The following is a 13,079-nucleotide window of genomic DNA, read 5'->3' as shown; positions in this document are numbered from 1 at the left end:
GCGATGCGCGGCGCGGGCGACGCCCCGCCCGCGCCGCGCATCGCGACCGTCACCGTGGAAACGGTGCCCGCGGGAGCCGAGGCTTGGCTGATTCCCGTCGACGAATACGGCGACCCGCAACCGGACAAGCGGATCGACGCCGAGGGGCGGACGCCCGTTAGCATGTCGGCGCCCGTCGGCTGGTACATCCTCGGGGCGCAGGTGACGGACCTCTCGACCGGACGGCCGATCGAGAAGTGGCACGAAACGGAAGTGGCGCTGGGATACAAACCGCCGCGTCCGGGGGAGGACGACGAGGCTTTGCCGTTGGAGCCGCTGGAACTGTTCGGCTCCGTCGACCTGTTCGACGGCGAACCCGGCGAACTCGTCGTCGTCGAAACGCAAACCGTCACGGTTCTGCGTTTCGGCAAGACGGCCGACGCCCCCCAAGCGACCTACGAAGTCCCGCAGTTCTATGCGGCGGACTCGCCGCTCCGCGCTCAGACTGAGGAAATCCCTTACATCGTCGGCGACTCGTATACCGCCGCTCTCCGGCGGTTGCGGAGCCGCGGCCTGCGGCCCCCCTCGCTGGCGGAAGCGGAGGCGATCCGGGCGTCCGGGGTCGTCACGGACGGCGGACTCTCGCTCTGGACGTCGTCCCAGCAACCCCTGCTCCGGGGCGGCGCCCATGCGCAGGCGGCGGGGCTCTCGCTGTATTCCCACTCCCGAATGATGATCGTGAGCGGCGATAAGCGGCCGATCGCGTTACTCAGCGCCGCGAAGAGCGAATCGATCGGGATTCTCGGCGTTCGCAGCAAAAAGCCGCGGAAGGTCCCGGAGGACTTTCCGCGGCTGATCGCGCCGCAGCCCTGACGACGCCGAACCCGCGGGCCCGGCGCCGGCGGGCGATCGCTCGGCGACTTGCCGCTGATTCAGGCCGATTCGTGCGCTAGTTCTCGCGCCGATCGCTCGGCTTCACCTGGGCCCCCTCGGGACGAAGCACGTTCTGGGAGCGAACGAGGTAGACGTTCCCCCGATAAACGACGTCGTAGGAGTAGTCGCTGGTCTCGGCCGGACCGTTCACGGCCCGGCGACGCAGCACCGTGTTGTTCCGCCGGGCGAGGGCGGGAGCGCTTTCCGGGACGTTCGGATTGTTGCGATCGGCCTCAAAGCCGATCCGGCTATAAAACGCCGGCTTCTTGTTGTCGCCCTGCGGAACGAAGTGCAGCTTCACCAGAATCAGGGTGCGACCACGGGTAATCGCCTCTCCTTTGACGAAGTCCGGGGTGGTGACGTAAGCGGCCGTCGCGTCCTCGATCGTCCATTGATCCGTGGTTTTGATCGACTCCTTCCAGTCTCGCGGCCCCACGACTCGATACGGATCGGAGTTCCGGACGCGTTTCTCGACGGCCTCCGGTTTGAGTTCCGGCTCGGCCGCGGCGTCGCCGCCCGCACCGTCGCCGTCTGCTTTCGCCGTCGCCGTCACGGGCGCCGGCCACTCTTCGATGCAACCGTCAGGGCAGACCTCTTCGATCTTATCCTCGACGACGTAGGAGTCCGCGTACTCGCAGTTGTCCGGTTCGCCGGTCGAGTCGAAGCAGAGCGCCGAATAGAGTTCGGTGTAATACGCGGACGGGGCGCCGTTCTCCCCGGGGATTTCGTAGTAGGTAATCGGACATTCGCACTCGTAGATCCCCGGCGGTTGATAGCTCGCCGCGGCGGCGGCGGCGATCGTCGGGGGGGCGTAGCAGGCGAGAAACGCGGCGGCGATGAGGGGCACGGGCGGCGGGATCCTGTTGCGGGGCTAAGGGGACTGCAGAACGCCGGCGAGGCGCGCGAACAGAGGCATCCTGCTCCCAGAGCGGGATCGAGGACGAAAGAGGGTCAGCAACGCCGCCGAGCGACGCAACCGTCTCCGCCGAGCCGCTCTTCTCAGGACCGGCTTGGTCCGGGGGCGGCTTGGTCAGGCCGACTGCCCTGAGGCCATGCAGGCGGCGACGATCTTCAGGTCGTCGTAGCTGACCGTGCCGTCGAGGTGTGCGTAGATGGGGCGGGTACCCTCGCTTTACAGCACCGCCGCATCGACGGAGATCCGATCCGTCCGTCGTAGTGGGGAATAGGACTGGCGGCCGCCGGTTCGCGTTCAGCCTAGCAGCGGGCCGTCGACGTGGCTCATCATCTCGATTCGAATCGCCTGCAACCGCCGCAGGGCCTCCTGCCGGCCGAGCGATCCGACCGCTCGACCGCCCGCGTCGCGGCAAAGCCGCACGACGGTCCGCGGTACTTTTCTGAACTCCGAGTCCGGCTGATCGTTGATAGCCGACTCCAACGTTCCGGTCAGCAGGAGCGGCGTGTGCGAGGTACCGACCGACGTCGCCGTTCGCTTACGGCGGCACGTCACGGACGCTCCCTGAGAGACCAGATCGGCCACTTTCGCCTCGTCGAGCTCCAAGATGGCCACGATCAGTTGCTCGTCCAATTCCTCGAGGGTGGGGGTCGGCATTCGTCAGGGCGTGAGGTTTGAGGTCGTTAGCTCAGATTCGAGGCCATGCAGGCGGCGACGATCTTCAGGTCGTCGTAGCTGACCGTGCCGTCGAGGTGTTCGAAGGCGGGTTTGAGGCGTTGCAGTCCGCAGGCTTCAAACGCCTCCCGAGCCTTGCGGGCGGCGGCGGGGTCGACCCAGGTCGTCGGATCGTCGTGCTTCGTCTCCAGGATGTATTGCTTGAGATAACCGGCGGCGGTGCTGTCGGTGACGCGGAGCTCTCGGGCGGCGTCCTCGACGCCCATCCCGTCGCGGAACAGGGGGAACGCGGCGATGGCGTTGCGGCTGACGGCCCGCGTGCCGCCGAACATGCTGCCGGTCGTCGCGGCGGCCGAGGCGCCTTCCGGCGTCACGTCGGTCGTCAGGCCGTGCTCCGTGCAGAACGTGCCGATCTCTTTGAGGAATCGCTCGCCGAAGTCTTCCAGTTTCTTCGGCCCCACGCCCACGCACATCGACAACCCGTCCTCGTCGGTCGGTCGCCTCCGGGCCATATCCTTCAGGCTGGCGTCGTTGAAGACGATATAGGCCGGCTTGGCGATCTCTTTGGCGACCTCGCCGCGGACTTCGCGGAGACGTTCGAAGAGGTGTTCGTCCACGCCCTCCCAGTCGTCCGCGGCGCTGCTGCTGCGTTTGGGACGCTCCGCCGCGACCTTCTTCGCCGGGGCGAGCAGCACCGGCTTCTTCTCGCCTTTGAGAAGTTGCTGGCCGGCTTCGGTGATCTGCAACGTGGCGTACTCGCCGACCTTCGCCAGAAAGCCCTGGCCGACCAGTTGTTCGATCCAATCCCGCACCGCCTTCTTCGGGTGATCCGACAGCAGCCCGTAGGTGCTGAGGTCGTCATGACCCTTGGAGAGCACCGCTTCGCTTTTGGAACCCGTCAGCACCTCCGCGGTGTGGTTGCCGCCGAAGCGTTGGTTGAGTCGATAAACGCAACTGACGATCTTTTGACCGAGCAGCAACGGGTCGTCGACCGTTTCGACCTCGCCCAAACAGATGTCGCAGGCGCCGCAGTCGTCGGTCTCTAAATCCTGTCCGAAGTACCGCACCAGGGCTTTATGACGGCAGAGCGCCCCTTGGGCGTAGTCGTAGAGGGCGTTGAGGGATTGCTCCGCGTTCGCCCGCGGCTCGGGGGGCAGTTCGTTGAGTGTGCTTTTCCAAAACCGATAGTCGCCGGCCGCGTGCAGCAATAGACATTCGCTGCCGAGACCGTCGCGACCGGCGCGGCCGGCCTCCTGTTGATAATGTTCGATCGATTTGGGCATCCCCGAATGCACGACGAACCGCACGTCCGGTTTATCGATGCCCATGCCGAACGCCACCGTGGCGACGACGACGTCCGCCTCGTCCGCGAGGAACTTGTCCTGATTAGCGGACCGCTCCTCCTTCGTCATGCCCGCGTGGTACGGCACGGCTCGCACGCCGAGGCCGTTCAGCGCCCCGGCGGTCTCGTCCACCTTTTTGCGGGAGATGCAATAAATGATGCCGCTCTCGCCGTCGTGCCGTTTCACGACTTCGCGGATCTGGCCGAGCGTATTGGAGGCCGGACGGGCGCGAAACGTGAGGTTCGGTCGGTCGAAGCTGCCGACCAGATATTCCGGGTCGTTCAGATTTAATTGGTAGGCGACGTCCTCACGCACCTTCTGACCGGCGGTCGCCGTGTAGCCGTGCACGGCGGCGTCCTGGAATCGCTCGCGGAGCATGCCCAGCTGGCGATATTCCGGACGGAAATCGTGACCCCACTGGCTGACGCAGTGGGCTTCGTCGATCGCGACGAAACTGACGTCCAGTTCGGACAGGAAGTCCAACATCCGATCCGTGACGAGCGTCTCCGGGGCGGCGTAGAGACAGGCCAGTTCTCTATCCCGCAGCTTGCGGGAGACCTCGATCTTGTCCGCCGGCGCCAGGGTACTGTTCACGAACGCCGCCGGGACGCCGATCGCGGTGAGGGCGTCGACCTGATCCTTCATCAACGCGATCAGCGGGCTGACGACCACCGCGACCGCCCCGTCCCGCTGATGTCGCACCGCGGCGGGCGCCTGATAGCAGAGGCTTTTTCCGCCGCCGGTGGGCAGCACCACGACGCTGTCCCGTCCGGCCAGGCCGCACAGCATCGCCTCTTTCTGGAGGGGGCGGAAGCTGTCGTAGCCCCAGAAATCGCGGAGGACCGCCCGCAGCGCCTCCTCGTTCCCGCCGTGCGCATCGCTGCTGCCGGACGCCGTCTCCTCGCCGAGGGCTGCGTCGGTCGGGGGCGTGTCCGTCGGTTCAGCGGTCATGGCGGGATTGTGGGGCGGGGCGCCCGGTCGCTCAACCCGCCCCCGTGACGCCTTTCAGCAATTCGTCGGCGTCGCTTCCTGTCTGGGAGGAGCGGGGCAGGACGCTGAATTCTCCGCCGGGTTCGAGCACCACCGCCCCGACCTCGTTCCATCCGCTCATCCCCGCCGACCGCACCGCTCCGCGGACCTCGCCCTCGGTCACTCGTTGCTGTTTGAGCGCTTCGGAGAGCATCGCCCCGTCGTGGTACAGCAGGATGGGCTGGGAGAACGCCGCGTTGCGGAAGCGCTCGCTGCGAACCGCCAACCAATTGACGACGTACTGCAGCGCCAGCAGCGTGAAGACCGCGGCGGCGCCCTCGACCAGCGAGGTGTTCACCCCCAGCGCAATGCCGCCGACGATCGCCCCCTGGGCGACGGTCACGATCCAGTCGAAGTTATTCATCTGCCCCGCGGCCCGCGTCCCCGCCACGCGGAAGAACAGGGCGACCAGCAGGAACGCCGCGGCGCTGAGGGCGACGACCTTCAACACGTCCTCGGGGGCGGCCCACAGCCAGGCTCCGCTGGAAGACGAGCCGGGATCGTCCGGACTGAGGGAGCTGGGGTCGGGCATGGCGTGTTGCGGGGCGGGGGCGTCGGCGGCGTCGAGGTCCGGATGTCGGGGGGCGGCTCGCCGATCTGCTTTCCGTGCGACGAGCGAACCTACGGGTTACCGCCCTCGGGGGCCGGCTCGGCGTATTTGACGGGGCGCATCAATTCGGGGCTGTCGTTCCCGCGGCCGGACAGCACGGTGAGGGTGCCGTCGGCCTCCAGCACCACGGCGGAGACTTCCGAGAGGTCCTTCACCCCGGCGCTGCGGACCGCGGAGAGCACTTCGTCACGCGTCACCCGTTCCTGCACGAGTCTGTCGTCGAGGAACTTACCCTCATGAAACAGCAGCGCCGGCGAGGCCGCGACGAGGTCGTAGAACTTCGGATAGAGCGCCGACAGCTTCGTCACGACCCATTGGCAGGCCATCAGCACGATGAAGGCGACGAAGGCCTGGGAGAGGGTCACGGCGTCCGAGACCACCGCGGAGCCGAAAATGCTTCCGCTGGCGATCGTCACGATCCAATCGAAGTTATTCATCTTGGACGTCGTCCGCGTGCCCTGTAACCGGAACAGGCAGAGCGTCAGGACGTACAGCCCGACGCTGCTGACGGCGACGCGGAACAACACCGGCCAGCCTTTGAACAGGGCCTTCGGAACGAAGTTCTGAAGCAGTTCGTCCATGGGGGAGGCTCGTCGGAGGATCGGGGGGTGCCGGTCTATCCCATGTCGTCCGGCGTCGCCACGGGGGCGTCCCCGTCGGCAGCTCGGGCGGCGGCGGCGTATCGCCGCGTGAACGGCGCCGCCGTCGCGCCGTGGGCCAACACGCTGGCCGTGACCGCCAGCGTGACCGTCGGCCACAGGGCGGACAGCTCGTCGTGATACACCGCCGCGTAGTACAGCGCCGCGGCGCCGATCGGGCCGAACCACCCGGCGAACAGCCGATCACGCGGCTCCTCGAGATCGGGCAGCGAACTGGGCAGGAACCGCCCCAGCAACCACAGCCAGGGCGGGCGACGGAGCAGCAGCAGCGCCGCGGCGAACGCCGGTCCTCGCCAGCCGAGTTCGACCCACGCCTCCCACGGCAGCGCCGCCCCGAGCAGTCCGAACAACGGGAGCAGGAAGAACTCGTTGACGGCGTCCTGGATTTCGCCTTCCTCCTCCCGTTCCTCGCCCGGCAGGTTCCAGGCCAGCGCCAGCCCCGCGCAGAACGTCGCCAGGGAGCCGGAGACCTCCAGCAACCCCGCCGCTCCCAGCACCGCCAGCGTGAGGGCGAGGGCGAAGGCCAGCAGCCCCGTCTCGTCCACGTCGTCCGCTTTCTCCGACCAGTTGAGCATGATCGCCGCCGCTCCCCCGCAGACGGCGCCCATCACCGCGGCGCCGCCGGCTTCCCACAGCACGGCGGAGAGGAACCAGTCGCCCCACCCGCCCCAGTTCATCCCGGACCCGGCCATCCCGGACCCGGCGGCGAGCGAACCCGCCAAACCGGCCGCCGCGAGGGCGACCAGCGGGACGGCGAGGCCGTCGTTGGAGCCGCTCTCCGCGCTGATTGCATGCCGCAACCGTCCTGGCAGATGTTTCGTCGCGAAGTCGCCGGAGACGATCGCGCTGGCCAACACCGGGTCGGTCGGCACCACCGCGGCGCCGATCAGCGCCGCCGCCCATCCGTCGAATCCCAGGATCAGCCAGGCGCACAGCGTCGACGCCGCCCACATCGCCAGCATCCCCGGCCCCAGCAACGTGCCGATCGTCATCAAATGCGAACGCCGCAGCACGCACTTCCGCGGCAACCGCAACGCCACGCCCGTCACGCCGATCGCCAGCGTCAGCAGAGCCGCCGGTTCCATCCACGCCGCCAGTTCGCCCCAGGCCGTGGGATCGAACCACCCCAGCCCGATCGGTCCGAGGGCGACGCCGATCAGCAGCGCCAGCAACGGTCCGCTCAGTCCCGTCGTCCGCGTGATGCAGCGGTGAAACGCGGCGATTCCCAACACCGTCGCCCCGCCCAACAACAGGACGAGGTCCAGATCGAACGCCGCGGCGATCGACTCCACGTCGGCTTCGGCGGCAGATTCGGCGGCGGTCGGAGCGGGGAAGATCACCCCCGCATCACACGCGGTGCCCCGGCGTTCGACAACCGAGCGATCCGTTCCGGCTATCATGGCTTCGCATCTGCGTTTTCTGCTCCCGCCACTCGCCCCCCATCACTCGCCCATGGCCGACCGCGTCCTCATCTTCGCCGGTCCCGATTACGAAGACCTCGAACTCTGGTATCCCAAGCTGCGGCTCGAAGAGGCCGGGTATGAGGTGACGCTCGCCGGCGACGAGGCCGGCAAGAGCTATCAGGGCAAGCACGGCTACCCCTGCACGAACGACGCCGCGGTCGGCGAAGTGAAATCCGAGGACTTCGTCGCCGTCGTCTGCCCCGGCGGCTGGATGCCGGACAAACTGCGCCGCGACGCGAATGCGCTGCGGCTGCTCAAGGAATTCGACGCCGCCAAGAAGCCGATCGCCGCGATCTGCCACGGAGGCTGGCTCTGCTGCTCCGCCGACGTGTACCGCGGCGTCACCGTGACCGGTTCGCCCGGCATCAAGGACGACTGCGTGAACGCCGGGGCGACCTGGGTGGACGAGTCGGTGCACGTCGACGGCCACCACGTCACCAGCCGCCGCCCAAGCGATCTGCCGGACTTCATGGCCGGGTTGCTCGGGCTGCTCCGCGGCGAATGATGGCGGTCGGAGAACGGAGTTTCGCCCCCTCACCCCCGGCGCCCGAATGCTGACGCTCTCGCCTGCCCTCGCCGCGGCCCTGTTGCTCGGCTTCGTCCCCGACGAACCGATCGCTGCGCAGGACGCGACGATCGATGCATCGGAGCCGGCCGCACGTGCGCCGCTGGTCGCGCCGCGACCGGCGCGGCGCGTGGTGACCGAGGAACAGATCGCCGCGGCGATCGAGGACCTCGCCGCGGACGACTGGGCGACCCGCGAAGCGGCGAGCCGGCTGTTGGAGAACGCCCCCGCGGCGGTCCCGGCGTTGCGGGACGCGGCTCATGACGACGACGTCGAACGTCGCACCCGTGCGGTGGCGGCGCTGTCGGAGGGGCTGCGATTGTCGGTGCGACGCCGGGACACCTCGGCCGCGGTGGAGTTCATGCAAGGGCTCCTCGCCCTGAGAAACGGCGTGGAAGTCGAGGGGGAGGACGGTGCGGAACCGGCGCCGGCGGACGCGGCGAATCTGGCGAAGGTGTCGCTGGACCTGTTTCCCACCACCTTGACGACCGTGGCGATCGCCGAGATCCGTCGCCACGGAGCCGCGGTGGCGCGGACGGACCTGTTCAACCCGCGCTTCGGCCCCGCGTTCGGCGGCAGGGTGCAGCCGCAGTGGTCGATCGCCCTGGACGATCGCTGGACGGGCGGGGAAGCGGGGCTGCGGCACCTGCGTTCGATCGCCAACCTCAGTCAGGTGCACCTCACGGACGACTGCCCGATCCCGGAGAACGCCCGGGCGGACCTGCTCGCGAAGAAGTACGGGAACTTCGAGGTCGAACGCCGCGGGAAGGCGTTTCTGGGCGTGTCGTTCGGCACCGCGGGGGCGGGCGGCTGTCGGGTCGATCGCGTGACGGCCGGCGGTCCCGCGGCCCTTGCCGGGCTGCAGCCGGGCGACGTGATCGTGCAGTTCGGCGAGACCCCCATCAACACGCCCACCGCTCTGTTGGACGCGATCCGCGAGGAGGGCGTCGTCGGGGAAGCCTCCGACGTGACCCTCCTGCGCTTCGGCGAGAAAGACGCGATCGTCGTGCCGGTCACGCTCGCCCGTTGGCCGGATCGCCCGCTGACCGACCCCGAGCCGGCGCCGCGGTTCCCCTTCCGGCCGCAACCGATGCCGAACTTTATGCCGCCGAGGCCGCCCGCCGCCGACGATGAGGCGCCCACGCCGGCCCCGCCGCAGGCGGAGCCGATGGAGGAGGGCGACGATCTCCCGTCGGTTCCCCCGTTCGGCCCGGACGTTCCCGCCGAACGCATCCCGGGCAACGGCGACCCGGCGGACCTCGGCGACACCGAAGATTGACCGCCGCCCCGTGCTTCCCGACGCGCTTCCCATGATGAAAGGCGCTCGCCCCGGCGAGCCGGGGTTGGTCGTGCTTGCCAGTCGCTCGCCGCGTCGGCGGGCGTTGCTGGAGATGGTCGTCCCCGCGGAGCGACTGCGGACGCTCGCCCCGACCGATCCCTCGGAGGAATCGCTGGAGGGGCTGAACACCTGGCGGGAGATCGAAGCGGGGATGGGGCGGGTCGCCGCGGCGAAGCGGGACGCCGTGCTGGCTCGCATCGCCGCCGGCGACCCCGCCGACGACGCCCCGAACGAACCGCTGGCCGGTCGTTGGACCGCCGTGATCGCGGCCGACACCGCCGTGATCGCCGGGGAAGCGGGCGGCGCACTGGTCGATGGATCGCTAACGGTTCTCGGCCAACCGCCTGACGAGGACTGGGAGGCGACGGTGCGCCGGTGGTTCCGCAAGCACTACGTCGGCCGCACCCACGTCACGGCGACCGCGGTGAGCGTCGCGGTTCGCGGGCCGGGCGATCCTCAGTCCGAAAACGGTCCTGCGAACGCCGGAGCGATCCGCACGGCGGACGTGCTCGTGCACAGCCGGATCACGGTCCGGGCCGACGCGGAGCGGCACCTCGATCGTCTGTTCGCCGCCGCCGAACCGCCCGGCCGCGCCGGCGGGGTGGCGATCGCCGGTCTGTTCGGCGCGTTGCTGGTCGAGCGGGTGGACGGCAGCCTGTCGAACGTCTCGGGCCTCCCGCTGCGGGAAACGCTGGATTTGTTGGCCGAACTGGGCGTCGAGTTGTGAACGCCGTCGTCAAAACCGACCGAGCGTCCGGGACGCTCTCGCGCGACGCCCACGCCGACGGCTTCGTCGTCGGGGGGCGCCGCTTTGATAGCCGCTACGTTCTCGCCCCGCTCGCCGGGTACACGCACCTCGCGTTTCGCACCGCGGTCCGCGAACTCGGCGGGCTGGGGCTGGCGACGACGGATCTCGTCCTCGCGTCGCATCTGCTCACCCAGACGAAAAAGAGCCGGGAACTCCTCAAGACCTCGCCCGCGGATCGCCCGCTGAGCGTGCAGATCTTCGGTTCCTCCGCCGCCCAGATGGCCGACGCGGCTCGCTGGCTGGAGGATCACGGCCGGGAGGGCGTCGATCTGAACATGGGCTGCCCGATGGCGAAGCTGACCGGCTCCGGCGGCGGCGCCCGGTTGATGTGCGACGCCGGCGGGGCGGTCGCGCTGGTGAAGGAAGTCGTCGACGCGGTGTCGATCCCGGTGACGGTCAAGCTGCGGCTCGGGTGGGACCGCGAGAACCAGACGGCCCCGGCGCTGTCTCGAGCGTTTGCGGAGGCCGGCGTCGCGGGCATCACGGTGCACGGGCGAACGCGGAGTCAGGGGTTCCGCGGCACGGTCGATTTGTCCGGGATCGCCGCGGTCGTGCAGGCGGTGGACGGCATCGTGCCGGTGGTCGGCAATGGCGACGTGCGCGTCCCCGCCGACGCGGAACGGATGCGTGCCGAGACCGGCTGCGACGCCGTCGCGATCGGCCGCGGGGCGCTGGCCGACCCGTGGATCTTCCGCCGACTCGCCGACCGCGCCGCCGGCCGATCGGAGCGGCTGCCGACGGACGACGAAAAGCTCGCCTTCCTCCGCCGGCACTTCGCCCTGATGCTGGAAGACCGCGGCGAGTACGCCTGCGTGCTGTTCCGCAAATTCGCCGCGTGGTACGGCGCCGTCCTCGGCGTGCCGGAGGATCTCGAAGACAAGCTGCGGCGCTTCGAGACGCCCGAGCAATTCGAGGCGATCTGCCAGACGCTGGAAGGCCGCATCGGCGAGCGAATCAGCGACGTCCCGACGGCCTTTGTGAAAGTCCCCAACGGTCCCGTTGAACGGTGGTGACCGACGTGCGGTCGCGGTTGGTAAACTGTTCGCCATGAGCGCGACCCTCGCACCACCCGTCGTTCCCCGCCGGCCTGATCCGCAGCCGCCGACGGACCCCCGTAGATCGTCGATCACGAGCGCGACGATCCCTGCCGTCACCTTGGAAGGGGACGGGATGATCGTGGTGGAATCTCGGCGATTGTCGCACGGCCCGGTCCGCGTCGCCGGACCGCGGGGCGTCGTGACGATCCCCGCTTCCGCGGCGACCGTGGAGGGCTTCCGCCGCTGGACCCGCTCGGATGAGTTCCCGGAACAGGCTCGTATCGACCTCATCGCCGACCGGATCTTCGTCGATCTCTCCATGCAACGTCACCAAGCCCACGCCCTGCCGAAGACGGAGATCGTTCGTGTGCTTGCCAACTTGCTGGTCGAGAGCGGCCTCGGCGAACTCGCCAGCGACGTCACTCGGGTGTTCCTGCCGGACAGCGGAACTTCCTTTGAGCCGGACGTCGTACTCGTCTCTTTCGAATCGATCGAATCCGGCCGCGTGACGGAGACCGCGGCGAAGGACGGAGCCGACGGCGTAGAGTTCGTCGGGTCGCCGTCGCTGGTCGTGGAGGTCGTCAGCCCGTCGAGCGTGGGGAAGGACACCGTCGATTTGCCGGCCGGCTGCTTCGAGGGCGGCGTCGGAGAGTATTGGCTCGTCGATTGTCGAGATGACGAAGTCGAGAGCGTCGGCTTTGTCGTACACGCCCGCGGCGAGGCCGGCTTCGAGGCCGTTGAGCCGGACGCCGATGGCTTCGCCGCCTCGCCCGTTCTGGGAAAAGCGTATCGGCTCTCCCGAGACCGCGGCCGGCTTGGACGATGGGCGTATCGTCTTGAAGAACGCTAAGTTTGCTTAGGACGCGCCGCCTTCGGACAGGGGCAAAGCGGGAGATCACTCCCCCGCGATCACGCCTTCCTCGGGGCTGCTGGCGGTCGCGTAGAGCTTGCGGGGGATGCGGCCGGCTTTGAACGCCAAGCGGCCCGCGGCGCAAGCGTGGCGCATGGCGTGGGCCATCGCCAGCGGGTCGGCGGCGCCGGCGATGCCGGTGTTCAGCAGCACGCCGTCACAGCCCAGTTCCATCGCGATCGCCACGTCGCTGGCGGTGCCCACGCCGGCGTCGCAGATCACGGGGTAATCCGGATCGCCGTCCTTCAGATACTCCAGGCAGATCCGCAGGTTGTTCGGGTTGAGAATTCCCTGACCGCTGCCGATCGGCGAGCCGGCCGGCATCACGCTGGTGGCGCCGGCGTCCTTGAGCCGCTTCGCCGTGACCGGGTCGTCGGTCGTGTAGCACAGCACTTTGAAGCCGTCCGCGACGAGTTGCTGCGTCGCTTCCAACGTGCCGAGCGGGTCCGGCAGCAACGTCTTCTTGTCGGCGAGGACTTCGATCTTCACCCACTCCGCCCCGGGGTTCTCCAGGCCGTCGAGGATCTCCCGGCCCAGGCGAGCGACGCGGACGGCGTCCTCCGCGCTGAAGCAGCCCGCGGTGTTGGGCAGGATCGTGTAGCGGGACAGGTCGAGGTAATCGAGCAGGCTCCTCCCGGCCGCATCGATCAGCCGTTCGCGACGAACGGCGACGGTGACGACCTCCGCCCCGCTGGCGTCCAGACAGGCGACCATCTGCTCCGGCGAGGCGTATTTGCCGGTGCCGACGATCAGCCGACCGGACAGCGTGTGGGAGCCGAGCGCGAGGGGGTCGGGGGAGGGGGCGTCGTTCATGGG

The 13,079-nt window shown here is 68.7% G+C and carries 13 protein-coding genes; 6 read left to right on the top strand and 7 right to left on the bottom strand.

The features are described 5' to 3' along the window. On the top strand, nucleotides 1-852 hold an 852-nt coding region (locus tag LzC2_RS16645; RefSeq protein ID WP_171189081.1), incomplete at its 5' end, for a hypothetical protein. A 76-nt stretch (nucleotides 853-928) separates the two neighbouring features. Here LzC2_RS16645 and LzC2_RS16640 read toward each other — a convergent pair. The 6 genes from LzC2_RS16640 to LzC2_RS16615 form a co-directional block, all read right to left on the bottom strand. Beyond that, the gene (locus tag LzC2_RS16640) at nucleotides 929-1,759 is read right to left on the bottom strand and encodes a hypothetical protein (RefSeq protein WP_171189079.1); all 831 of its coding nucleotides are present in this window, start codon (nucleotides 1,757-1,759) and stop codon (nucleotides 929-931) included. Between the two features lie 363 nt (nucleotides 1,760-2,122). Continuing rightward, nucleotides 2,123-2,482, bottom strand: coding sequence for a hypothetical protein (locus LzC2_RS16635; RefSeq protein ID WP_171189077.1), 360 nt, complete (start codon nucleotides 2,480-2,482; stop codon nucleotides 2,123-2,125). 26 nt (nucleotides 2,483-2,508) lie between these two features. After that, nucleotides 2,509-4,794, bottom strand: a complete 2,286-nt coding sequence (gene recQ / locus LzC2_RS16630; protein ID WP_171189075.1) for a DNA helicase RecQ — start codon at nucleotides 4,792-4,794, stop codon at nucleotides 2,509-2,511. Nucleotides 4,795-4,825: 31 nt separating this feature from the next. After that, on the bottom strand, nucleotides 4,826-5,404 hold the full coding sequence (locus tag LzC2_RS16625) for a DUF421 domain-containing protein (protein ID WP_171189073.1): 579 nt from the start codon (nucleotides 5,402-5,404) through the stop codon (nucleotides 4,826-4,828). Nucleotides 5,405-5,493: 89 nt separating this feature from the next. Next, the gene (locus tag LzC2_RS16620) at nucleotides 5,494-6,063 is read right to left on the bottom strand and encodes a DUF421 domain-containing protein (RefSeq protein WP_171189071.1); all 570 of its coding nucleotides are present in this window, start codon (nucleotides 6,061-6,063) and stop codon (nucleotides 5,494-5,496) included. Between the two features lie 35 nt (nucleotides 6,064-6,098). After that, nucleotides 6,099-7,481, bottom strand: coding sequence for a cation:proton antiporter domain-containing protein (locus LzC2_RS16615; protein ID WP_171189069.1), 1,383 nt, complete (start codon nucleotides 7,479-7,481; stop codon nucleotides 6,099-6,101). 112 nt (nucleotides 7,482-7,593) lie between these two features. Here LzC2_RS16615 and LzC2_RS16610 point away from each other — a divergent pair, with 112 nt between their 5' ends. The 5 genes from LzC2_RS16610 to LzC2_RS16590 all read left to right on the top strand — a co-directional run bounded on the left by LzC2_RS16610 (nucleotide 7,594) and on the right by LzC2_RS16590 (nucleotide 12,203). Then, nucleotides 7,594-8,109, top strand: a complete 516-nt coding sequence (locus LzC2_RS16610) for a type 1 glutamine amidotransferase domain-containing protein (protein ID WP_206678759.1) — start codon at nucleotides 7,594-7,596, stop codon at nucleotides 8,107-8,109. Between the two features lie 46 nt (nucleotides 8,110-8,155). Continuing rightward, nucleotides 8,156-9,448 carry a PDZ domain-containing protein gene (locus LzC2_RS16605; RefSeq protein WP_171189065.1) on the top strand — a complete coding sequence of 431 codons (1,293 nt, stop codon included), beginning with the start codon at nucleotides 8,156-8,158 and terminating at the stop codon, nucleotides 9,446-9,448. A gap of 34 nt (nucleotides 9,449-9,482) precedes the next feature. Next, nucleotides 9,483-10,235 carry a Maf family protein gene (locus LzC2_RS16600; RefSeq protein WP_206678758.1) on the top strand — a complete coding sequence of 251 codons (753 nt, stop codon included), beginning with the start codon at nucleotides 9,483-9,485 and terminating at the stop codon, nucleotides 10,233-10,235. Then, entirely contained in the window at nucleotides 10,232-11,329 is a 1,098-nt protein-coding gene (locus LzC2_RS16595; protein WP_171189061.1) for a tRNA dihydrouridine synthase, read from the top strand. The genes LzC2_RS16600 and LzC2_RS16595 overlap by 4 nt, the downstream gene beginning before the upstream one ends. Nucleotides 11,330-11,510: 181 nt before the next feature. Next, nucleotides 11,511-12,203: a Uma2 family endonuclease gene (locus LzC2_RS16590; RefSeq protein ID WP_171189059.1), complete on the top strand. Its 693-nt coding sequence runs from the start codon at nucleotides 11,511-11,513 to the stop codon at nucleotides 12,201-12,203. Nucleotides 12,204-12,248: 45 nt separating this feature from the next. Here the strand turns inward: LzC2_RS16590 and LzC2_RS16585 are convergent, their stop codons facing one another. Beyond that, nucleotides 12,249-13,076, bottom strand: coding sequence for a thiazole synthase (locus LzC2_RS16585; RefSeq protein ID WP_171189083.1), 828 nt, complete (start codon nucleotides 13,074-13,076; stop codon nucleotides 12,249-12,251). Nucleotides 13,077-13,079 lie beyond the last annotated feature (3 nt).

This window comes from Alienimonas chondri (assembly GCF_013036045.1).
GTDB classification, from domain to species: Bacteria; Planctomycetota; Planctomycetia; order Planctomycetales; family Planctomycetaceae; genus Alienimonas; species Alienimonas chondri.
The sequence above is the reverse complement of the archived record's forward strand: the minus strand, read 5'-3'. Positions and strand labels throughout refer to the sequence as shown.